The 22,177-nt window shown below is 68.6% G+C and carries 18 protein-coding genes and 5 pseudogenes; 13 read left to right on the top strand and 10 right to left on the bottom strand.

What is annotated here, in order from left to right; genetic code table 11:
* The first annotated feature begins 127 nt into the window (after positions 1-127).
* The gene (locus JYK17_RS29640; protein ID WP_181362634.1) at positions 128-2,047 is read left to right on the top strand and encodes a sigma-54-dependent Fis family transcriptional regulator; all 1,920 of its coding nucleotides are present in this window, start codon (positions 128-130) and stop codon (positions 2,045-2,047) included.
* Between the two features lie 52 nt (positions 2,048-2,099).
* On the opposite strand, the gene JYK17_RS29635 is transcribed toward JYK17_RS29640, so the two are convergent.
* Together JYK17_RS29635 and JYK17_RS29630 are read right to left on the bottom strand one after the other, a co-directional pair.
* Entirely contained in the window at positions 2,100-2,315 is a 216-nt protein-coding gene (locus tag JYK17_RS29635) for a hypothetical protein (protein ID WP_108015288.1), read from the bottom strand.
* A gap of 462 nt (positions 2,316-2,777) precedes the next feature.
* The gene (locus JYK17_RS29630; protein WP_108015287.1) at positions 2,778-3,191 is read right to left on the bottom strand and encodes an arsenate reductase ArsC; all 414 of its coding nucleotides are present in this window, start codon (positions 3,189-3,191) and stop codon (positions 2,778-2,780) included.
* 101 nt (positions 3,192-3,292) lie between these two features.
* Between JYK17_RS29630 and JYK17_RS29625 the strand changes: the two genes are divergently transcribed.
* From JYK17_RS29625 to JYK17_RS29605, 5 genes and pseudogenes are all read left to right on the top strand, one after another.
* Positions 3,293-3,601, top strand: a complete 309-nt coding sequence (locus JYK17_RS29625; protein ID WP_108015286.1) for an ArsR/SmtB family transcription factor — start codon at positions 3,293-3,295, stop codon at positions 3,599-3,601.
* A gap of 37 nt (positions 3,602-3,638) precedes the next feature.
* Positions 3,639-4,427, top strand: a complete 789-nt coding sequence (locus JYK17_RS29620; RefSeq protein WP_108015285.1) for an aquaporin — start codon at positions 3,639-3,641, stop codon at positions 4,425-4,427.
* A pseudogene (locus JYK17_RS29615) lies at positions 4,424-4,905 on the top strand (NAD(P)-binding domain-containing protein); the annotation flags it as partial. The gene JYK17_RS29620 and the pseudogene JYK17_RS29615, both read left to right, overlap by 4 nt.
* Positions 4,906-5,557: 652 nt before the next feature.
* Positions 5,558-5,935, top strand: coding sequence for a hypothetical protein (locus tag JYK17_RS29610; RefSeq protein WP_222811556.1), 378 nt, complete (start codon positions 5,558-5,560; stop codon positions 5,933-5,935).
* Positions 5,936-6,422: 487 nt separating this feature from the next.
* Positions 6,423-6,743, top strand: a pseudogene (locus JYK17_RS29605) (IS701 family transposase); the annotation flags it as partial.
* 406 nt (positions 6,744-7,149) lie between these two features.
* Here the strand turns inward: JYK17_RS29605 and JYK17_RS40780 are convergent.
* Both JYK17_RS40780 and JYK17_RS29600 read right to left on the bottom strand, forming a co-directional pair.
* A pseudogene (locus JYK17_RS40780) lies at positions 7,150-7,251 on the bottom strand (kinase); the annotation flags it as partial.
* A gap of 30 nt (positions 7,252-7,281) precedes the next feature.
* Positions 7,282-8,445, bottom strand: coding sequence for an epoxide hydrolase family protein (locus tag JYK17_RS29600; RefSeq protein WP_108015283.1), 1,164 nt, complete (start codon positions 8,443-8,445; stop codon positions 7,282-7,284).
* A gap of 126 nt (positions 8,446-8,571) precedes the next feature.
* Between JYK17_RS29600 and JYK17_RS29595 the strand changes: the two genes are divergently transcribed.
* The gene (locus JYK17_RS29595; RefSeq protein WP_234548391.1) at positions 8,572-9,141 is read left to right on the top strand and encodes a TetR/AcrR family transcriptional regulator; all 570 of its coding nucleotides are present in this window, start codon (positions 8,572-8,574) and stop codon (positions 9,139-9,141) included.
* A 1,023-nt stretch (positions 9,142-10,164) separates the two neighbouring features.
* On the opposite strand, the gene JYK17_RS29590 is transcribed toward JYK17_RS29595, so the two are convergent.
* The 3 genes from JYK17_RS29590 to JYK17_RS29580 form a co-directional block, all read right to left on the bottom strand.
* Complete coding sequence (locus tag JYK17_RS29590; RefSeq protein WP_222811554.1) at positions 10,165-10,998, bottom strand: SDR family NAD(P)-dependent oxidoreductase; 834 nt, start codon at positions 10,996-10,998, stop codon at positions 10,165-10,167.
* 124 nt (positions 10,999-11,122) lie between these two features.
* Entirely contained in the window at positions 11,123-11,839 is a 717-nt protein-coding gene (locus JYK17_RS29585) for an NADPH-dependent F420 reductase (protein WP_222811567.1), read from the bottom strand.
* Positions 11,836-12,315, bottom strand: coding sequence for a VOC family protein (locus JYK17_RS29580; protein ID WP_108015279.1), 480 nt, complete (start codon positions 12,313-12,315; stop codon positions 11,836-11,838). The genes JYK17_RS29585 and JYK17_RS29580 overlap by 4 nt, the downstream gene beginning before the upstream one ends.
* Before the next feature lie 106 nt (positions 12,316-12,421).
* Between JYK17_RS29580 and JYK17_RS29575 the strand changes: the two genes are divergently transcribed.
* A complete protein-coding gene (locus tag JYK17_RS29575) occupies positions 12,422-13,003 on the top strand; it encodes a TetR/AcrR family transcriptional regulator (protein WP_108015278.1) in 582 nt (193 codons plus the stop codon).
* Positions 13,004-13,012: 9 nt separating this feature from the next.
* Here the strand turns inward: JYK17_RS29575 and JYK17_RS40775 are convergent.
* Positions 13,013-13,167 (bottom strand): annotated as a pseudogene (locus JYK17_RS40775) (IS5/IS1182 family transposase); the annotation flags it as partial.
* Between the two features lie 809 nt (positions 13,168-13,976).
* Here JYK17_RS40775 and JYK17_RS29570 point away from each other — a divergent pair.
* The 3 genes from JYK17_RS29570 (at position 13,977) to JYK17_RS29560 (ending at position 16,943) form a co-directional block, all read left to right on the top strand.
* On the top strand, positions 13,977-15,011 hold the full coding sequence (locus JYK17_RS29570) for an MDR family NADP-dependent oxidoreductase (protein ID WP_108015277.1): 1,035 nt from the start codon (positions 13,977-13,979) through the stop codon (positions 15,009-15,011).
* 51 nt (positions 15,012-15,062) lie between these two features.
* The gene (locus tag JYK17_RS29565) at positions 15,063-15,434 is read left to right on the top strand and encodes a MerR family transcriptional regulator (protein WP_108015276.1); all 372 of its coding nucleotides are present in this window, start codon (positions 15,063-15,065) and stop codon (positions 15,432-15,434) included.
* Between the two features lie 1,041 nt (positions 15,435-16,475).
* The gene (locus JYK17_RS29560; protein WP_108015275.1) at positions 16,476-16,943 is read left to right on the top strand and encodes a hypothetical protein; all 468 of its coding nucleotides are present in this window, start codon (positions 16,476-16,478) and stop codon (positions 16,941-16,943) included.
* Between the two features lie 351 nt (positions 16,944-17,294).
* On the opposite strand, the gene JYK17_RS29555 is transcribed toward JYK17_RS29560, so the two are convergent.
* The gene (locus JYK17_RS29555; RefSeq protein ID WP_108015274.1) at positions 17,295-17,663 is read right to left on the bottom strand and encodes a MerR family transcriptional regulator; all 369 of its coding nucleotides are present in this window, start codon (positions 17,661-17,663) and stop codon (positions 17,295-17,297) included.
* Positions 17,664-17,718: 55 nt separating this feature from the next.
* Here JYK17_RS29555 and JYK17_RS29550 point away from each other — a divergent pair, with 55 nt between their 5' ends.
* A complete protein-coding gene (locus JYK17_RS29550) occupies positions 17,719-18,870 on the top strand; it encodes a serine hydrolase domain-containing protein (RefSeq protein WP_108015273.1) in 1,152 nt (383 codons plus the stop codon).
* A 715-nt stretch (positions 18,871-19,585) separates the two neighbouring features.
* Here the strand turns inward: JYK17_RS29550 and JYK17_RS29545 are convergent.
* Positions 19,586-20,328: pseudogene (locus JYK17_RS29545) on the bottom strand (FadR/GntR family transcriptional regulator).
* Positions 20,329-20,431: 103 nt separating this feature from the next.
* On the opposite strand from JYK17_RS29545, the gene JYK17_RS29540 reads away from it, so the two are divergent.
* Positions 20,432-22,168 (top strand): IlvD/Edd family dehydratase, encoded by a 1,737-nt coding sequence (locus JYK17_RS29540; RefSeq protein WP_222811552.1) that lies wholly within the window; start codon positions 20,432-20,434, stop codon positions 22,166-22,168.
* Positions 22,169-22,177 lie beyond the last annotated feature (9 nt).

The raw sequence follows: 22,177 nt of genomic DNA, 5'->3' as shown, positions 1-22,177 counted from the left end.
ACAGCTGCGCGTCTCAAGTTGAGACAGGCGTCACACCGCGGGTATGGCCATCACCGGGCGCCCGCACTTAACGTGCAGGAAATACCCGTACCCGGAGAGTCATCGCACGGCAGAAGGCGCAGAGCCGATGGAACCTGTGGAATCCGTGGAACCCCTGGAGAAGACGAGGCCGTCGCACACCGTCTCCCCGCTCGGCCTGGACCGTCCCGTCCCGCACCTCAATCCCGTCCGTGCACGCGCCCATTTCCTGGAGGGCGAGAACGTCTCGCCCTCCGAAGTGCGCCCGCCCATCCTCGACTCCTGGCAGCGCTCACGCTTCTTCGGCGTGGACGCCGACCGCATCCAGGCCCCGTACAACGCCGACTTCGACCCGCACTCCCGGCTCGCCACGGCCGCCCGTCCGGTCCTCGACCGGCTCTCCGACGCACTCCAGGGCACCCCGATGTGCCTCATCCTGACCGACTCCAAGGGACGGGTGCGCGAGCGCAGGACCGGCGACCGGGCCCTGCACCGGTATCTCGACGACATCTGCCTGGCACCCGGCTTCAGTTACGCCGAGGAGTACGTCGGCACCAACGGCATCGGCACCGCCGCGGAGGACGGCCGTACCGCGCAGGTGTTCGGCTCGGAGCACTTCTCCGAGCGCCTGCAACGGGTGTCGTGCGCGGCGGCGCCCATCCGCAATCCGGTCAGCGGACGGGTGCTTGGTCTGGTCGATCTGACGTCCTGGCAGCACACCGCCTCGCCCCTGATGGTGGCGCTGGTCCGCGAGGCCGCCGCCGACATCGAGGAGCGGCTGCTCGACCTCGGATCGGAACGCGAACGCGCCGCGCTGCGCGCTTTCTTGACGTCCCGTCAGAGCTCACGCCGGGCTCTGGTCACCCTCACCGACGGTCTGCTTCTCGCGGACGCGGCCGCGACGGAGATGCTCGGCCCGGCCGACCACCGACGACTGCGGGAACTCGCCACCGATGCGACCGGGCTGCGCGAGCAGCGGATGCTCCTCAGCGACGGGCGGACCGTGCAGCTGCGGGGCCGCCGGGTGGAGGGCGACCAGCCCGGCGGGAACCCGGCCGCATATCTGATCGAACTGCGGCTGATCGCGGAGCAGGACGAGTCCGTACTGCCCCGCCCCGTGGTCCGGGTACCGCGGCTCGCCGGCATCAGCGGGTCGAGCCCCGTGTTCCGGGGCGCCGTCGCCCAGTTGATCCGCCACTGCGAGCAGGGACGCTGGACGCTCGTGGTCGGGGAGGCGGGCACCGGCAAGCATGCGTTGGTCCGGGCCGTGCACCGCCAGGTCGCGCCCACGGCACCGATCGGCGTGCACGACGCGGCGGACGCGCGCGGTGGCGCCGCGCCGTGGCTGCAGGCCGTGTTCCGAGATCTCGCCGAGGACCGCGGCACGGTCGTGCTACGGCATCTCGATCTGCTCCCCGCGCACGTTCTGGGGCAGCTCGACGGGGTGCTGCGCACCACGGCCGGACGCTCCGGCTGGGTGGCCGCACTGCTCACCCAGGACCGGCCCACGCTGCCCGGCGCGGGCACCGACGCACTCCCCGGTGCCGGCGCAGCGGCCGCGTCACGGCAACCGGATCCCGTCGACGCGGTGCGGGCACGGTTCGAGGCCGAGGTCACGGTCCCGCCGCTGCGGCACCGTACCGCCGACATCCCCGCCCTCGTGACCTGCCTGATCAGCCGCCATGGCGGCGACAGCGCGGACGTCCGGTGCACCGACGGCGCGCTGCGGGCCCTGTCCCGGGCGCCGTGGCCTGGCAACGTCCGCCAGCTCGAGGGCTCGCTCCGCTATGCCGAGGCACACCGCACCGGACCCTTGATCGAGGATTCCGACCTTCCGCCATCCCTGCTCTCCCAGACCCAACACCCGTTGTCCGCCTGGGAGTCCACGGAACGCGACCTGATCATCCAGTCGCTCCTCGACCACGGCGGCGACAAGGCCAGGGCCGCAAAAGCGCTGGGCATCTCCCGGGCGACCATCTACCGCAAGATCACGGCGTACGGCATACGGGTGGGACCGGAGAATGGGTGACTTCGCCAGGCGACGCAGCGCCGCGAAGTCCTGACCCGGCAGGCGCGTGCCGTCAGCCTCGGGTGCGCCTCCCCGCGCCCCAGGGCCGGGCCTTCCACAGCCACAGTCCGACCATCTCCCAGCAGCCGAGGACCGCGCCCGTGAGCGCGACGCCCGGGCCGGCCGCAGCGCCCGCCACCGTGGCGACCGTTCCGCACACCGCCAGCAGGATCCCGATCCCGCCCAGCGCCAGCAGCCGTTCGCGGTGCCCCCACGATCGTGTCGCCATGTCCGACCTCCCACTCGTCACGCCCCTGTTCCGGGATGTCTTCCAGAGCGTGACGGACGGCGTCGACCTGAGGAGTCTCACTGTGAGACGCGGGGCATGTGACGCCGGCTCAGCGTCGTTCGGTGGCGGCCGCATGTGCCCGTGCGGTGGCGAAACCTCGCGGATGCCGTTCCGAGGCGGTCGTCGCATTCGGCCCGCGCCGCGGCAGAGCGTGACCCTCGTGGCCGAGGAAGTCCAGGGAAGAAAGGGCTGGTCGTCGAGCGGCGACACTGCCGGGCCTGCACCGCCGCCTGCCGGGCGACGCCCTGGGCAGCGGGTGCAGCAGGTGTGGTCCACCGGTGGCCTGGCCGATCCAGTCAGCCGACGGGCAGACGGGAACGGTGGCGGCGGTCAGGTTCCGGCACACGGCACGATGGGCCGCTGCCCTTTACCCCGTGGAAACCTTCTGAGGTACGCGCCACGTCACTGCTGCGCAGGTACGCCGAGTTCGTCGAGGAGTCCACGGACACGTCGTTCGATCTCGTCGCGGATAGGACGGACGGACTCCACACCTTGGCCGGCCGGATCGTCCAGCTGCCAGTCCAGGTACCGCTTGCCGGGGAAGACCGGGCAGGTGTCGCCGCAGCCCATGGTGATGCAGACGTCCGATTCCTTGACCGCGTCCACGGTCAGGATCTTCGGAGTCTCGGCGGAGATGTCGATGCCCACCTCCGCCATGACCGCGACGGCAGCGGGGTTGACCTGGTCGCCCGGGTCGGAGCCGGCCGATCGAACCTCGACGTGGCCCCCGGACAGACGACTCAGCCAGGCCGCGGCCATCTGCGAACGGCCGGCGTTGTGGACACAGACGAAGAGCACGGAGGGCTTGCCGGACATCAGAGGTCTCTCTTGATCTCCCGCCTGCACGGCGGAACAAAGGGCGCGCACACGTCAGCACCCAGTGATGTCAGTCACCACTGATGTGAGAGTATCAGTGCATGCTGACGTCAGTCGACACTGATCTGATCCGGGTTCTGGCCGACCCGCTCAGGCTCCAGATCGTCACCCTGCTCGCCAAAGAGACCCTGTGCACCACCCACCTCGTGGAGGAGACCGGCGCCAAGCAGACCAACCTCTCCAACCACCTGAAGGTGCTGCGCGAGGCCGGCGTCGTGGAGACGGAGCCGTGCGGCCGCTTCACCTACTACAAGCTGCGCGCGGACGTCATCGCATCGCTCGCCGGCCAGTTCGCCGATCTGGCCGAGTCCGCCCGCGCCGCCGCCGACAACAAGCGGTCCTGTCCCTGATCCCTCGCCACCCCGGTGCCGCACCAAGGAGTCTTTGTTGACCGCCACGCCCGAGGCCGCCACCGAGTCACCGACACCAGCGACCGAGCCGATACCAGCAGCCGAACCGCAGCCCGCTCCAGGCGCCACCCCGCCTCGCAGGCCGCTGGCCGCCCGAGCCGCCGCCGAACTCATCGGCACCACGGCCCTCGTCACCGTCATCATCGGCTCCGGCATCCAGGCCACCGAACTGACCAAGGACGTCGGGGTACAGTTGCTCGCCAATTCTCTGGCCACCGTCTTCGGCCTCGGCGTGCTGATCCTGCTGCTCAGCCCCGTCTCCGGCGCGCACTTCAACCCTGTGGTCACGCTGGCCGAGTGGTGGACAGGCCGGCACGGCGGCGCGGGTGTGACGATCCGCGAGGCGGCCGTCTACGTACCCGCACAGATCGTGGGCGCGATCGCGGGCGCGATCCTGGCGGACGCCATGTTCGGCAAGCCGCTGGTGGAGTGGTCCACGCACGACCGGTCCGCCGGACACCTGCTGCTCGGCGAGGTGGTCGCCACGGCCGGGCTGATTCTGCTGATCTTCGGCCTGGCCCGCACCGACCAGCTGCGATTCGCCCCCGTGGCCGTTACCTCCTACATCGGCGCCGCCTACTGGTTCACCTCATCGACGTCCTTCGCCAACCCGGCGGTGACCATCGGCCGCACGTTCACCGACACCTTCGCGGGCATCGCGCCCGGGTCGCTGGTCGGCTTCATCGGCATGCAGCTGATCGGCACCGTGGTCGGACTGGCACTGGTCGCACTCGTCTTCCGTCCCGGTCGGGAGGCCGCCCAGTGACCCGGACGCCCCAGGTCGTTGTGGTCGTCGGCGGTCAGTCCGGACTCGCCGCCGGACACCACCTGCGCCGCCAGGGCCTCGACTTCGCCATCCTCGACGCCCAGAGCACAGCGGGCGGAGATGGCAGCACACCTGGGACTCCCTTCATCTGTTCCCTCCGGCCGCCTGTTCCTCACTCCCCGGCCGCCTCATGCCAGCCCAAGCCGGCAAGGAGTACCCCGACGCCCAGCATGCGGTGGAGTATCTCGCCGACTACGAGAAGCGATACGGGCTCCCCGTCGAACGACCAGTCCGCGTCCTCCGCGTCCACCGAGACGATCCATCCCTGCGCGTGGAGACCGGCTCGGGTACCTGGCCCGTCCGCGCAGTGATCAGCGCGACCGGCACATGGTGGCGCCCCTTCCTCCCCGCCGTCCCCGGCCGTGGAGACTTCGGCGGACGCCAACTCCACACGGTCGCGTACGGCAGCCCGCAGGAGCCACAACCACCGTCGCGTGGAGGCGAAGATGAACGGTACTCTCGCCGCCCTGCATCGGCGCCTGGACGGCGAGAGCGCAACGTCTCCCAGCAGCGGCCTGCCCTACCCGCCCCACTGGGACCCGTTCTTCCATGACTGGATGACGCGCGCCGACCTGTACCGCCGCCCCACCCAGCATTACGACTTCCACCGCGCACCACCACACCGGCCAGGACCACTCCCCCGCACTCCAACAATGGATCCGCACACAACACGCTCGCTGGACCACCCTCCACCCCCAACAGCAACACCTCCTCACCACCATCAACATCCACCCCGCATAGAACCGACGACGTTGGAGGCCTCCCCTCGGGGTCTGCACTCTCCCCGCCCTGTGGCGGCACAGCTGAGACAACGAAAAAGCGTGCCTGGCAGCGAAAGCACGTACACCAGTGATGCGCGGCCGCGGCAAGGCCGTCGGTCGCCACCTGCAGAGGAAACCGTCACGGTGCGTGTCCGTCGACGACGCTGGTCATTCGCTTGGCTCGGATCAGGGCCGCGTAGAGCTTGCGGTGGTCTTCGCTGTCGGAGCTGAGGCCTTGTCGTAGGGCTTCACGCTCCGGGGCGGTGAGGCAGACGCCGACGGCGCACGTTGGGGAACGCCCTGGCTGAAGTGGGGCGTCACCAGGAAGCAGTGGCCGCCGCCGACGCGGTGCGCCGTGTCCGCCGTCTGGCCGAGGTCGACCCCGACGCTCACCAGGAGCGCCTCGCACGAGCCCTCGCCCATTCCGCCAAGATCAGCCTCGACGCCGGGCACGACCTCCGCACCGCCCTGTCAGCGGTCGCCGAGGCAGAGGAGCTCTACCTCATCCTGGCCGAAGAGAGCAGGTCGAACATTGCCGCGTACGCCCCCTACTTGCAGACGGCATTGGACCTGCACGCGCACATACTCGAAGCCCTCGGCCGGACGACAGAGGCGGGAGCCCTGCGCAGACTGAGACGCACGGGAGACCCGACCGAGGTCCGCCGCATGATCCTGCGCGGCCGCTGAACGCCGCCCCGAACAGCCAGCTCACCACTGCCACATCAAGGCCGTTTGTGGAGACTGCCACGGTCGGCGAACTTGGTCATCTTCGCGCGCAGCGGCTCCAGCTCCCCACCCACCGCGGTCTCACGAGCCGCTTAGCGGCTACCCCGCTCAGCCTGGACGTCTCCCAGCCGCGTGGCCAACCCCCTGGCACATGGGTCAAGTTCAAAATGGGTCCCACACAGACACCGCAGCGGATCTTTCCGGCGAGACTGACGGCGGCCTCCAGTTCAGCGTGCTCGGTACCTCGGTGAAAATCTTCTCCGTTGCGGCTGATTCCGGCCTCGGCGAGTAGCCCAGTTATATGGGGGTCAGCGGTGTGGATCGGTGATCTCCCGGAGCGTTTCGAGGGCCTGTCCCAGCTGACGGGTGCGCTCGGCCCCCAGGTGGGCCGTCCACTGCCCCTGAATGTCGCGGACGACGGGCAGGCTCAGTTCGATGAGTTCGTGGCCGGCACTGGGTCCTCGCCCGTCGCAGCGTCAGCCGGCCCGAGGAGATCTCCTACTACATCGCCTACTGCCCCGCCGACACCACACTCGACGAGCTCATCCGGATCGCCGGCGGTCGAGGAGTGCTTCCAGAGCGCGAAGCAGGAGTGCGGCCTGGACGACTACCGGGTCCGCCGCTACCCCGGCTGGCACCGCCACATGACCCTCGCGATGGCCGCCCACGCCTGCCAGACCGTCCTGCGGGCAGGGGAGCTGGATGAAGAGAAGCAGAAACGGATCCTCCCAGCTCATCGCCCTCAGCCTCGCCGAGATCCGACGCCTGATCGCCCGCCTCACCCACCGCCATCCCGCCCCGGCCGACCACATCCTGCACTGCTCACACTGGCGACGACGACGCCAACACCAAGCCCAGGTCGAGGCTGAGGGATGCGAGCACTCCGCGCTGCGGGGCGTGATCGCTGCGGCTGAGGCGGAGTCGGAGCGCACCTGTGAGTTCTGCGGCGTGCCGGGCCGTGCGCGCGCCCGGAGCGATCGGCTGGGTGATTAACGCAAGTGCGTGTGCGAGGCCTGCCACGGAGCATGGTCCGCTCACCGGATCATGATCGTTCGGGGGATGGTGCGGGAACGGCGCGGATGAGACGGCGCCTCGTTCCGGTGGCCTGCTACACCTGGCGCCAGCTGTCGCAGCAGTGCTCCGGCCAGCAATCCAGCGGGTCGGTGTGCCAGGCCGGTGGCGTGCCGGGTAAGAGTTTCGTCGAACGGTACGTCCAGGTAGTAGCCGTGGGTCGGACCGCGGTGGTCGGCGCGCAGCCGGGCGAGCATGTCGCCGTAGATGCGCGCTCGTGAGCTCGCGTGTTGGCGTCAGGAACGAAGGGTGCGCAGGCCGGTGCGGATTTCGCTGACCAGGAGCTCGGGCTGTTCCAGGGCCGCGAAGTGCCCGCCCTTGTCGGCCTCGCCGTAGTGGATCAGGTTGCTGTAGGTGTCTTCGATCCAGCTTCGCGGCAGGCGTGGGATGTCTTTGGGGAAGACGGTCACCGCGACCGGAAGCGTCACCTTCGGGCCGGCGAAGGTGAGCGACTTGTTCTCCCAGTAGATGCGGGCGGACGACGCTGCGCTGTTGGTGAACCAGTAGAGAGATATCGCGTCGAGCATGTCGTCCATGCTGAGGGCGTCCTCGGCGAGCCCATGGTTGTCGGTCTTGGACTGGAACTTCTCGTAGATCCAGGCTGCCTGACCCGCAGGAGAGTCCGCCAGGGCGAATCCGATCGTCTCCGGCTTGGTGCCCTGAAGGTGGTTGGACCCGCCGAGATCGCCGGCGTAGAGCGCGAGGGTGTCCACGGCGTGGCGCTCTTCGGGCGACAAGGCGTCGGGTGTCCGTGGGGGAAAGGCGTACTGGGTGTTCAGATGTATTCCGAGCAGCCCGTCGGGTTGCATGACCCCGAGGGCGGTGGTGACGACGGCACCCCAGTCGCCGCCCTGGGCGGCCCACCTCGTGTAGCCGAGACGCTTCATCAGCTCCACCCATGCGCTCGCGATGCGCGACACGGTCCACCCGGTCTTCGTGGGTTTCTGGGAGAACCCGAACCCGGGCAGCGAGGGGACGACGACGTCGAATGAATCGGCCGCGTCTCCTCCGAAGGAGACTGGATCGGTCAGCGGGCCGATCAGCTTGAGGAACTCGAGGATCGAGCCCGGCCATCCGTGCGTGAGGACCAGCGGCATCGCGTGGGGATTCTTGGACCTGACGTGGATGAAGTGGATGTCCAGTCCGTCGATCTCGGTCAGGAACTGGGGGAAGCGATTGAGCTCCGCCTCGAAGCGCTGAAAGTCGTAGTCGCGCTCCCAGTAGTCGATCAGAGAGCTGGCGTTCTGCACGCGGACCCCTTGCGACCAGTCGCCCACCGTTTCCGGATCCGGCCATCGGGTCCTGGCCAGTCGCTGCTTCACGTCGTTGATCTCCGAATCCGGGATCGAGACGGTCAACGGGCGGATGAGGGGGGAGGCGGGCGGCATCGGTGCGGTCATGGCGTTCTTCTCCCGGATCTCGCGGGGCGCACAACTCTTCGTTGCACACCACTGTGCAACCTACGCCACTGCACACCGGTGTGCAACAATGGCGTTGTGCCCACCGAGTCAGCCCGAGTGCGCTCGATGAACGAGACGCGCGATCGCATCCTCGACGTCGCCCTCCACCTTTTGGGAAAGAACCCCGACGTCGGCATGGGGGATATCGCATCCGCTGCCGGCGTCGTCCGGCGCACCGTCTACGGCCACTTCCCTTCGCGCCTCGACCTGATCCGGTCGCTCACCGAACAGGCCGTCACCGAGATGACAGCGGTCCTCACCGACGTCACCGCCTCCGATTCGGAAGCGGACGCGGCGTGGGCCGAATTCGTTGCCCGCCTCTGGCCAGTGGCGCACCGGTACCGAGTGCTGCTGGCGCTGCGCCGTGGCGAGTACAGCGGGGTGATCCACGGCCTGCTCGGGCCAGTCGATGAACTGCTGGCCAACCTCGTGAAACGTGGCCAGGACAGCGACGTGTTCGCACAGCACCTGCCGGCAGACGTCCTGAGCCAGGTTGCCTACGGCGCCGTATTCAGCATCGCGGACAGCAACCTGCCGAACGGGACCCTCGGCGCCCATGCAGCGACGATCACGAGCCTGCTGATGCTGGGAGTCCCCGAGACGCGCGCAATCGCTCTCGTGGACGACCAGCCCTGACTCGCAGCACTCGAGCGGAGCCATGGATCGTCCTGCTCCGGGCAAGACATCGTCACCGCACCCCGGCAAGAATTACGTGAGAACACCGTGATCGCGACGGTGTCGACGGGCCGCACCCGCATGCCCACCCCAGGCCCCATGGATCTTCAGGTTCCTTCAAGGCCTCGCGCCGCTGCCGCCGGTTCGCCGAGACCGGGCCGCGACGGGCGTCCGGTCTTCAATAAAATCTTCGCCTTCTGAAGATCACGCTTCGAGGCCGTCCGAACCCCGCAGAACCTTCAAGAACCAAGGAGACACAACAACCCGAGACCACCGCCGCGCAGCACGACCACCGGGTTTCTTCGCCTCCCACCACCACGGCGCCCACGCTACCGATGACCGGCGACACCATCTGGACGTGCCAGCACGGCACCGACGTCGGTACCCAGAGATGGGCACCGACTCAACGGGCGTGCACTGTGGGCCGTGCAGCCGGTGGATCAGGTGGTGCGGGCGTCGCGGCATCCGCCCCCAACGAACTTTGTCGCCGCACCTCCACAACGCCCTCACCTGCGCAAGTAGCACGAAATCGATAAGGATCCCCGGGGTATTCATGACCTTCCAGCTTCATCACGGGGCTACAGACCACTGCACCACCTACCCCAAGCCAAAGAAGCACGATCCGTAGCTTTCACTGGCCAGACGGCACACCACTGCATGCCGAGAGAATCTGACTCAGAGACGGGACTCCAGGTCACAAGCCTGCAGGAGGCGTGCAGGAAGCGGTCACTAACTGTGCCTGCGAGGCGCATCGCCATCGAGCAGGAGAGGACGTCCCGGCCCCGGAATTGCAGGCAACCCTGACATGCCGGTCAGCGTGCGCCGCCTCCTCCGGGCGGCCGGCGTAGGGCGCGCCGGGCGGATCGTCCTCGGCCAGGGGGCGGCCGTGCGCGGCGCAGCCGGGGCTGTGCGCTTCGCGTCTTTGGCGTGTCCGCGCCGGGGGTCTCCTGTCGCGGGACCGGAGGTTCTCGCGGCTGGTCCGGGTCATGTGAGGCTGGGGTGGGGTTCCGGTGGTCCGCCGAGCCGATAGCGCATGGTGCGTGGGGTGGTGCCGTCGATGTCGCTGACGGCGAGATAGGCGCCCAGTTCCGCGCCGATCAGGGCCCGGCCGGAGAGAGCCATGAGGTCGTCGCTGTCGTAGAGGGCTGCGATGACCCGGCCGGTGAACTGTGGGGATTCCCTGGTCATCGTCGGAAGCGCTTCTTGTGGGAGGGAGCCCAGATGGGCGCGGGCCCGCTCGGTGTCGAGTCCGCCCATCCAGATGGAGACGGCGGCGACGCTGTGCGGCCGCAGTTCCTTGGCCATGTCGGCCGCCATCTTGTCCGCGCCGGCCTTCTGCGCGCCGTACGCGGCACCGTGGTGGTAGGAGACGGCGCCGTAGTGGCCGGTGTTGACGATCAGCCCGCGGCCGTTTTCGATCAGGAGTGGGGCTGCGTAGTAGCTGGCGACGTAGTGGGAGCGCAGGCCGACGGTCAGCAGGTCGGCTGTTTCGAGGGGTTTTTCCCAGAATCCTCCGGGCGTGGTGGTCCCGACGAGCTTGGCGGCGTTGTTGACGAGGATGTCCAGCCGTCCGTGAGCGGTGCGGACGGTGTCAAACAGGACCTTGACCGCGGTGTCGTCGCCGTGGTCGACGGCCACCGGGATGCCTGTGCCGCCGACTCGGTCGACGAGTGCCGCGGTTTCAAAGATCGTGCCTCCGTACGGGGAGTCGGAGGACTTCTGGCTGCGGCCGGTGACGTAGACGGTGGCGCCTTGCTGGGCCAGGGCCTGGGCGATGCCGCGGCCGGCGCCCCGGCTGGCTCCGGTGACGACCGCCACGAGAGGCCGCGTTCTTGTGGGTATCACGTGGTTCCTTGCATGCGGATCAAGGCGGGGTGTGTGCCTGGTGTCTTCGGTGGGGCCGGTCTGGCCTCGCTGCTGATGCGGACGGGCCCGGTTCTGATCAGGCGCGAGGTACCTGAAGGCGTTGACGCCAGGCAGTGGTGTCCTGAGGCTCGGCGCGCGCAAGAGCTTTCCGTGCGTGCTCGGCGTCCAGGTCGGTGGTGTAGACCGGCGTGCCGGGCTGCTGACGCCAGGAGTCGTCCAGACCGCCGGCGTCGATACCGTCGAAGCCGAGTTGGTCCGCCAGGTCGATGACGACGGCCTTGGTCTGCGGGTCGTCCCCGGCAACGGGAAGCGCGATGCGGTCGGGGGCGCCTGCGGGCCTTCCGAGCGTGCGCAGATGGCCGGCGATGATGGTGTTGAACGCTTTGACCAGGGGGCGTTGCAGGTGGGACTCGGTCCAGCGGCTTTCGACACCGCCGTCCTCCAGTACGTCGATCCGGGGGTCGCGCAGGTGGGGCACGTAGTTGCCGGTGTCGACGACGGCGGAGTCGTGCGGCAGATCTGCCAGCAGCCCCTCGGGCAGGTGCGGGATGCCGCCCAGCGGGATCGCCACGAACAGGGCGTCGGCGCCCGCGGCGATCTCGTCGAGCGATACCGGTCGGACGCCGGTCTCGGCCTGAAGGTCCGTCAGGGATTGCGGGCCGTGCGAATTGGCGACCCGCACCTGGTGTCCGAGTGCGGCGAACCGGCGGGCCAGGGTGCCGCCGACGTTGCCGGCACCGATGATGGCGATGTTCACGGTGGTCTCCTTGAGCCGGTCAGTCGGCGAGGTCAGGCCGGTTGGCCCGGCAGGACGGGTTCCCCGGCGAACGGGCTGTCCGGCGGGTACAGGTCGCGCAGGTAGGGCTGGTCGCGTTGCAGGTCGCAGGGTTCGACCAGGAGGTTGCCGGGACCGCGGGCGATCAGCAGGGTGGGATCAGATGACAGGAACGGCGGATGGCCCAGGGCGCCGAGCCGCTCCTTTTCCGCCGCGTGGTCCGCGGTCCAGTACCCGATGTGGTGCAGCCAGCCCGCCTCAGGCGTGGCGAGCGGCGTGCCGGGGATCGCCTGCCAGACCTCGACGGCGAACGGGCCGCCGAGCGAGAAGGTGACATGGCAGTCCACGTCGTACGGCCGGTCCTGCGCATCTTTGATCGTCATGGATCGGGTCACGACTGGCCGCCAGGTCAGGTCGAAGAGCGCGGCCACTTCGGCCATGCCCTTTTCGAGGTCGGGGACGGCCAGGCCGATGTGCCAGATCTTGTTGTTCATGCCACCTACCCCAATCCGGACAGTGCGTCCGCTTACGGGTCGACGATACGGACGAAGCGTCCGTTTAACAAGCGGACGCTGTGTCCGCTTGTGTTAGCGTGGTCACATGACGCGTGGTCACATGACGAAGGACGCAGCCACTACCGGACGACGCATGCGGGCGGACGGACGACGCAACCGCGAAACGCTGCTGGAAGCCGCCAAGGCCGTCTTCGCCCGGGCCGGGACGGACGCACCGATGGACGATGTGGCGAAGCAGGCCGGGGTGGGGCGCGGCACGCTCTACCGGCACTTCCCCACCCGTGAGCACCTCTTCGTCGCGATCATGAAGGAGCAGGTGGACCAGCTGGAAGAGCAGGCGCGCGCCCTCATCGACGAGCCGGATGCATGGACGGCCCTGACCCGCTGGCTGCACATGTACGCCCGCAGCGCCTCGCGCTACCGCGGCATGAGCGCCCAGGTGGGCAACGGCCTGGTCGAGGACTCCTCCCCCATGGCAGCCGCCTGCGCACCCATGAAAGTCGGCTTCGCAGATCTCTTCGCCCGCGCCCGCGCCGAAGGAGTCGTGCGCGACGACCTCAACGCGACCGATGTCCTCACGCTGATCGCGGCTCTCCCCGAATCCCCGCACACGCCGGGCGACACCTGGACCCACCTCGGCATCGTCCTGCGCGGCATCCGGGCCTGAGACCATGTCCTACGCGGTGAGGCGGACGAAGCGCTCGCAGCAGCACAGGGCTGCAGCGAGCCCGAGCAGGGCCAGGTAGCTGCGGGGAAGGCGCTCGCAGCGGGCGCCGAGCCTGCGGCAACCGTCAGCCAGGACGTCGTGCGCTCGACCGCCCGTCTTTGACGGCTGCGGTTTCGTCAGACCCTGCAGGGGCGCCGGCATGCGCAAAGAGGATGCGGCCGGCGGTGGAATCCAGGACGCCGGCCAGCCGCAGGAGTGGCCACTGCCGCCAGAGACAAGCTGGGCAGGTCGGTGATGATGCTGCGCTCGCGGCCCGCGATATCTTCGCGCGCGCCGGCACCCTGCGCCCTGGCGGGAACGGAGGCGAAGGTCCTGGCTGTCCAGGCGTCGGCCGCACCAGCTGAGGGGTGGCGGTCGTTCCCTTCCTCACGCATGCGCCCTTGCTCTGTTGGGACTTGCGTGAAAAAGCCGGTGGCGTTGCCACTGCGGCCGATCCTGCGCCGGCGCTGTTTCAATGCACAGGACTGCATGCGGTGTTGGTGCGTGAGCCTGAGGCGTGCGTTCTCGTACCCCCCTCTGCCGTGCGACACCGCATCAGCGGGCGAGGTGCGGCGATCGAATCATCCCCGAAACGACGTACCGGACAGGGCGCGGTCCTCCTCGTCCGTACCCCGGCCGACAGGCTGCAGTCCGGACCAGCAAGTCCATTCCTGGAGGGTGAGTGTGCGGGGCGAGCAGACCGCGAACGGCAGGGCGACACGCAGCCGGATCATCGAGGGAGCTGTGCAGGTGCTGCGGAAAGGGGCCCTGCCGTGGCCTCCAGGCACCGCGCACCCCCATCCGCCCCAGGACGCGGGCGGCCGTGTTCCCTTGCCCCTGACCCGCACGTCAAGGGTTAGCGTCGGCGCGCCGGCAGCCGGATCACTCCGGGCTGCCGCAGCCCGCGCCCACCCCATCCGCTCCGGAGCACCCCATGACCGAAGCCCTGCCCACCACGACCCGCGAGATCGTGCTGACCGAACCGCCCGCCGGCCTGCCGACGCCCGAGCACTTCACCATCGCCCGCACACCGCTCCCCACCCCCGGCCCGGGACAAGTCATCGTCAAAAACCGGTACTTCCTGGTGTTCCCCGGCCTTCGCACCCTGATCGGCAGCCAGGCCGACGGCGTGCCACTGCCGCGCATCCACACCGGGGACACACTGTTCGGCCCCGCGGTCGGCGAGGTCACCGCCACCGGGCCAGACTGCGCACTGCGCCCCGGCGACCAGGTCACCCACCTGCTCGGCTGGCGTGAGCACGCACTGGTGACGGCAGACCAGTGCACCCTGCTCGACGACGCTCTGCCCGACCCCGTGGCCCACCTCTCCTCCGGATCGGCCGCCTACGGAGCACTGACCCGGCTCGCCGACCTCCGCCCTGGCGACACCGTGCTCGTCACCGGCGCGGCAGGAGCCGTCGGAACACTGGCAGGCCCCCTCGCGCGCCTGCTGGGCGCCACGAAAGTCATCGGAACCACGCGCTCCCCGGACAAAGCCGAACGGCTCACAGCAGAACTCGGCTACGACACGGTCATCGTCACCGGGTCCCGGCTGATCGACGAGGAACTCGCCAAGGCGGCACCGGACGGCATCGACGTACTGCTCGACACCGTCGGCGGTCAGCAACTGGCCGCCGCCGTGCGCGCAGCCCGCCAAGGCGCCCGCTTCGCACTGATCGGCGCCCTGTCCGGACAACTTTCGCCCCACCGGGACGGCGGCAGCTCACCCGCCGACATCGACAGCTTCCGGCTCATCAACAAAGGCGTGTCCCTGCTGGGGTACAGCGGCCCCGACCACCCCGACGTGCCCAAGGAATGGAATGCACACTTCGGACACTGGCTGCGCTCAGGCAAAATCACCTTCCCCCACGTCCGCATCCCGGGCATGGACCACGCACCACGCGCGTTGCAAGAACTGTTCCAAGGGCGGCACTTCGGAACCGTGGTCGTAGAGTTGCCGCCGACGTGACGTGCCGCCACGCCCCATCGTGACGGCCACAGCGCAGGCGTGAGGTCGGACATGCGGATCGGGGATGCGGCGGCAGCAGCAGGAACCACACCACGGGCCCTGCGGTTCTACGAACAACGCGGCCTGCTGCCACCACCGCGGCGCACCCCCACCGGACAGCGCCAGTACAGCCCCGACGACGTCGCCAGAATCCGCGTCATACGACACCTACTCGCCCTGGGACTCACCGTCGAGGACCTGCACAGCATCGCCGACCGCCTGCACCTACTCGTCGAAAACCCACAACGCCCCTGCAGGCGCACCAACCCCGGCTCCCCGGGCGCCCAGGTCGTCAACCGCAGGCTCGCCGCACTCGACACCGAGATCGACCGCCTGAGCCGCCTACGCACCCGCCTGGCCCACCACACGCACCACCAGCCATAACCCCACTCCCACGAACACCCTGCACAGTCCTGGGACCCCGCCAGGCCAGGCTCAGGCCGCACATGATGCGGGCGACGATCTCGCACAAGGCCATGTCCGTGCGGTCAGGATGAGTGCTCGTCGCGACGGTACGGTCCGCTCCCCGGGCTGGTCGCAGTGGCCTTGTCCGCCGGTCGGTTCGTCGTGCGACGCGACCGCAGAGCCGTCCGGGGCACAGTCAGCCGACCACGGCCACCAGCTTCGCGGCCGGGAGCCAGGCGTGATGCGAAGAGCGCGCCAGGGCTGCCGTAGCGTGGCTGGCAGGACCTCAACCCATGCGCGGACCGTCGTCGAGACAACGGTCCGCGCTCCAGTTCCAGTAGTGCCAGCCCAAGCCGACGAAACCGTCGAGGCCCTCGTTCGTCTTGCTGTTCGAGGTACCAGCCGTGCACCTCAACGTGGTCCAGGATCTGGCCGGCGGGCCAGGGCAGTCGCGGCTTGGCGGCGCAGCAGCTGCCTGAAACCCAGCGCTCCACGCTACGGGCCAAAGCTGCGACCGAGCGCGGCTGGGAACCAGGGAGGGAAAAAGGCCGACACCATCGCAAAGCCACTGGCGCACCAGAGGTGCAGATTGATGCGCACCGCGCCCGAAAGCAGATTGACGATCACCTTATGAGCGGGCAGGACATAGTCTCGCAGTGCTCGACCAGTGGCAAAGACGATCTCGGCCAGCCGGTGCTGAGCCAGGTCGACCGGCTCACCTCAACGGCCACTCAGTAGGGCGTCGAGGGATTCCTGCTTCCAGCGCTCGTCGGTGGTGTGCTCCACCACGACGTCCACGGTCATACTCTCTCAGCGGGCATGCCTAGACATCGGCCGACTGACCGTCGATGCCGTCACCAGGTAGATGCTGCAGTACCAACTCCCGCTATGCGACGGCTGCCTCACCAGCACCCGCCTGGCCCTCGACGAGTAGCCAGCTCGGGAACCTGCTACTCGCATGCACGTTCAGTAATATCGCGTCGCTTGAATGAGGTTCCGCCTGACGAATCGAGTGAGCCCGTGAGTGACGATGTCCTCTCTGTCATTCCGACCGACCCGCACTGGCAGCCTGAGCAGGCCGCGGCTGAGCGTGCTGCGTCGATCGTGGAGGAGCTGGCCCCCGGGCTCCCCGACGGCATCGACGTCGAGATTGACGTCACCTGGCACGACGCCCTGACCGTCGTCGACTGCGGTCAGAATCTGCAGAAGATCGGTTGTCCCCAATGCGACGCGTCAATCGACACCCACTGGTGGGCTGACCAGCTCGAAGCCCACTGCGACGACGGCTTCGCAACCCTTGCCGTGGTGGTCCCCTGCTGCGGTGCCGCGACCTCACTGGACGCGCTGGAGTACGACTGGCCCTGCGGCTTCGCCCGCTTCGAGATCGCCATCTGGAACCCAGAGCGTGCCTGGTTCAGCGACGAGGAAATGACGGCTGTCGCAGACGCCCTCGGACATCCAGTGAGGCAAATCAGGGCCTACATCTGACGCACCTCAGCCAGCGAAGACCCCGACATCACGAGCTCAAAGGTTCTGTAGCCACGGCCAACCGTGCACGAGGTCGTCAGAAAACGCTTTGCTCAATAAGGGACTGTATCGCCGGCGACAGGCGCCGATAGACGGCCGTATCAATATCTCCAGCCCTGGTCCAGAACCGCGAAAAGGAAATCCCCAGTTCGCATTCGCCTATCTAGCGGATCTCTTCATCATCGACCGCAGCCACAACAGCCCGGTAAGCTCTTACGTCGCCATACCATCTTGGCAGGTCATGTCGGGCGTTCACGCGCCAGCCTGCGTGACTCATCGGATCCGCGAAGATATCTGGCAGGCGTGCCGTCATCAGTTCGCTCGCCTCTGGAGTTCGGTGAGGTAATCGGCGATCGCGTCACGATTGCGGGCCAGGACGTCGATGCGCTCGGTCAGCCTGTCGCGCTCGCGTTCTAGCGCCCTCACCGTCTCGAATGTGACCCCTTCGAAGACGATAGGATCGCGCGGAGATTCCAGGCAGGGCAGGATCGCGCGGATCGCCTGCGTCGAGAGACCGGCGCCCAGGAGTTCGCGGATCTGCTGAACACGGCCCAGGGTGGCTTCGCTGTAGTCGCGATAGTTGTTGGCGCTACGGGTCGAGGTGATCAAACCCTTCGCCTCGTAGAACCGCACCTGCCGCGGAGACGCACCTGCTCGAGCGGCCAACTCGCCAATACGCACCTCACCACACTACCGCTTGACCTTGACACTGGCGTCAAGGTTTGACCCTGTCGGCATGACCGAACTGAACGGAACCGTCAGCCCAGCGTTCGAACCCGTCCGCGACACCGTCGAGGCCCAGCTGCGCAGCGGCGCCGAAGTGGGCCTGTCGCTGGTTGTCGACCTCGACGGCCGCCAGGTCGTGGACCTGTGGGCCGGCCACCGCGATGCCGCACGCACCCAGCCCTGGCGACGCGACACGATCACCAACGTGTGGTCGATCACCAAGACCGTCACAAGCCTGGCCGCCTTGTTGCTCGTCGACGCCGGCGACCTGGAAGTTCACGCGCCAGTTGCCCGCTACTGGCCCGAGTTCGCAGCAAACGGCAAGCAACATGTCGAAGTACGGCACCTGCTGTCACACACCTCGGGTGTGTCCGGCCTCGACCACCCCGCCCGGCTTGAGGACCTGTACGACGTACGCACAGCAGCCGCTCGCATGGCCTCCCAGAAGCCATGGTGGGAGCCCGGCACCGCCTCCGGCTACCACGTCCTCAACTACGGCCATCTGATCGGCGAGCTGGTCCACCGGCTGACCGGCCTGTCGCTGCGCGACTTCGTACATCAGCACATCGCCCAGCCCCTCGGTGCCGACTTCCAGATCGGCTTGCGCGACGCCGACGTCGAACGAGTCGCCGACGTCATCGCGCCGACGCTCGACTTCGATCCAGAAGCACTTGACCACGACACCGCCGCGTACAGAACCTTCACCGGTCCCCCATCCACCGCCAGTGCGGCCAACACAGCGGCCTGGCGAGCAGCCGACCTAGGAGCGGCCAACGGACACGGGAACGCCCTGGCGGTCACCGAGATCCTCGCCCCCATCGCCCGCGCAGGCGCCTCGGCCCACGGTCAGCTCCTCAAACCCCGAACGATCGACCTCATCTTCAACGAGCAGTCCAACGGCACAGACCTCGTCAACGGGCTGCATCTGCGATGGGGCATCGGATACGCACTGTCCGACCGTCGCACGCTGCCCTGGATCCCTGACGGCCGCATCGCATATTGGGGCGGCTGGGGCGGCTCGATGGCAATCATCGACCTTGACCGCCGCATGACGATCAGCTACGTCATGAACAACATGGGCGCCGACATCCTCGGTTCACAGCGAGCCGCCGCATACACCACCGCCATCTACCGAGCCCTCGGTGCCAACCATCTGCCTTGACAGCCAAGTTCGCGACTGAACGACGAGTCCGCGAACCCTGCCCCGATGGCGACCGCCGCACACCTTGTACGTCAACTCATCCACGCTCGTTGGGCGTTGGAAGACCTTGAGCCAGGATCCGTAGGTGAGACCGCTGGTTTGAGGGGCTGGGCCATCGACGACCGGATGAGCGGCACGTCCATGCGCTCCGCCGTGCGGCGGGTGACACTGCCGTCCATGGTGGCTCCGTCGGCGGCAATTGCTCGGTGAACACCTGCGCCCGCGTCCAGAGAGATGTCCATGGACGAGTGCAAGGACCGCTGCGAGAGCGCCCGGATCTTGCCGGGCGATGTTGTGGCCGACGGGAATCTCGTGCACCCGCCAGCCCGCATCGCGGCCCAGCCGTTCGGTGACGGCCGTGAAGGGGCTGCCCGGCCACGCGCCACCGCTGATGAACGTACGGCCGGCCGCTCGTGCGGGACCGTTTCGCACCCTGAGGGTTTGCAGGAAGCTCGCCGGCGGATGCGGTCGCGCACGCCGCCCGGCCGGGGATCCAGGCGAAGGCGGTGGCCGCGACGGTTGACCGAAAAGCCCACCCCGGCCCGCACATTGATGCCGAGCCGGGACAGGGTCCCACGCGCAGCATCCGCCCGGGCGGCGATCCGAGGTGCCGTGACAGCGCAGCGCGCCCTTCCACTCCACCAGGGCCACCGCCGGCGGCAGCGTTTACCGCAGGTCATACCGCGTCACGCGGCAGTCCCGGTGACTGGGCGTTCTCCTTCTCTGCGGCCTCGACGACGGCCAGGACGGCGGCCGCCGCTGTCGCGGGATCGCCGGCCGCCACCGCTTCCACGATGGCGCGATGGCCGGGCAGCGAGGCCTCCGCCGCGCCCGGGGTCTGGGTGCTGACGACGAAGCTGTGTTCCAGTGCGATGCCGATGGCGCGGCCCAGGGAGCCGAGCAGACGGTTGCCGCCGGCGTCGAGCAGGGCCCGGTGGAAGGCGAGGTCGGCCTCGATGTAGCCCCTGCGGCCGGGGTCGGCGGCTGCGGCCTCCATGGCGGCCAGGGCGTCGTACAGGGCCCGTACGTCGTCGGGGCGGGCCCGGACGGCGGCGAGCCGGGCCGCCTCGGGCTCGACGATCCTGCGTAGCTCACCGGTATCTTGCAGCAGGGCCGCGGCGTCCCCGGCCTGTTTCCAGCGCAGTACGTCATGGTCCAGGTGGTTCCAGTGCTCCGGGGACAGCACGCGCGTGCCGGTGCGCGGGCGTACCCGCAGCATTCCCTTGGCCACCAGCGCCTTGACCGCCTCCCGCAGCGCGCCCCGGCTGACGCCGATCTCGGCCGCGAGCAGGTCCTCGACGGGCAGCGCGTGCCCCGGCTGCCACACTCCGGCCACGATGCGCCGGCCGAGTTCGTCGACCACCCGCTCATGCAGGGTCGGAAAACGCGCCACGATCCGTGCTCACCCCTGGACGTCATTCATCGAATCATTTAATGATTGCTTCAAGGGTACGACCTGACGGTCCCCCACGACACCGCCCCACCGCGAAGAAGCCGGCGCCACAGCCACGGGAGTTGCCACATGAACGACGGGAACAAGACGAGCCGTCGCAGCCAGGCATGGTTCGGTGCGAGTGGCCGCGGCGGGATGGTGTACCGCTCCTGGATGCGCAGCCAGGGATTCGGGCACGAGGTCTTCGACGGCCGCCCCGTCATCGGCATCGCGACCAGCGCCTCCGAACTCGCCCCGTGCAACGCTCACTTGACCCGCGTCGCCGAAGCCGTCAAGCGCGGAGTGTGGCAGGCGGGCGGCTTCCCGTTGCAGTTCCCCACCATGGCCACCGGCGAGACCCTGATGCGCCCCACCGCCATGCTGTACCGCAATCTCATGGCCATGGAGGTCGAGGAGCTGATCCGGGCCAACCCGCTCGACGGAGTCGTCCTGCTGTCCGGCTGCGACAAGACCACCCCCGCCATGCTCATGGGCGCCGCCAGCGTCGACCTGCCCGCCGTCATGGTCACCGGCGGGCCGATGCTCAACGGCAAGTACCGGGGCCAGGACGTGGGATCCGGCACCCATGTGTGGAAGTTCGAGGAGGACCTGAAGACCGGCCGGATGTCCGAGGAGGAGTGCTTCTTCGCCGAGGGCTGCATGGCCCGCTCCAACGGCCACTGCATGACGATGGGCACCGCCTCCACGATGGCCTGCATGGCCGAGGCGCTCGGCATGCAACTGCCGGGCTCGGCGGCCTGGCCCGCGGTCGACTCCCGGCGGATGGAGATCGCGCAGTCGGCAGGGCAGCGCATCGTCGCGATGGTGGAGGAGGAGCTGCGACCCTCGGACATCCTGACCCGGGAGGCGTTCGAGAACGCCATCAGGGTCAACGCGGCCATCGGCGGCTCCACCAACGCCATCATCCATCTCACCGCCCTCGCCGGACGCGTCGGCGTCGACCTGGGCCTGGAGGACTTCGACGAGCTGGTCCGTGCGGTGCCGACCCTGGTCAACCTGATGCCCAGCGGCACCTACCTCATGGAGGACTTCTGTTACGCGGGCGGGCTGCCCGCCGTCATGGCCGAACTGCTTGGCGGCGGACTGCTGCACGGCGAGCCGATCACCGTCACCGGACGCGGCGTCGCCGAAAACCTCGCCGGCGCCCAGAACGACAACACCGACGTCATCACACGCCTCGGCGCCCCCTTCCAGCCGGCCGGCACCGGCATTGCCGTCCTGCGCGGCAACCTGTGCCCCGACGGTGCGGTCATCAAGCAGTCCGCCGCCTCACCCCACCTGCTCACCCACCGCGGTCCGGCACGCGTCTTCGACTCCCCCGAGGCCTACCACGCCCTCGTCGACGACCCCGACCTCGACGTCGACGAGAACACCGTCATCGTCATCCGTAACGCCGGCCCGAAGGGCTATCCCGGCATGCCCGAGGTCGCCAACGTCCCGCTGCCCGCCAAGCTCCTGAAGGCCGGCATCACGGACATGGTGCGCGTCTGCGACGGCCGGATGAGCGGCACCGGGTACGGGACCGTGGTCTTGCACGTGGCGCCCGAGGCCGCCGTCGGCGGACCCCTCGCCCTGGTGCGCGACGGTGACGTCGTCGTCCTCGACGTCCCCAACCGCACGCTGGACCTGGACGTGGACGACGCCGAGCTCACCCGGCGCCGTACGGCGTGGAAAGCAACAGCCGAGCGACACACCAGCGGCTACGCCTGGCTCTACACCCAGAACGTGGAACAGGCCGACCGGGGTGCCGACTTCGCCTTCCTGCGCGGAAGCCGCGGCCACGAGGTCCCCCGCGACTCCCACTGAGTCCACCCC

Source organism: Streptomyces plumbidurans, from assembly GCF_019857225.1.
GTDB lineage: Bacteria > Actinomycetota > Actinomycetes > Streptomycetales > Streptomycetaceae > Streptomyces > Streptomyces plumbidurans.
The sequence above is the reverse complement of the archived record's forward strand: the minus strand, read 5'-3'. Positions and strand labels throughout refer to the sequence as shown.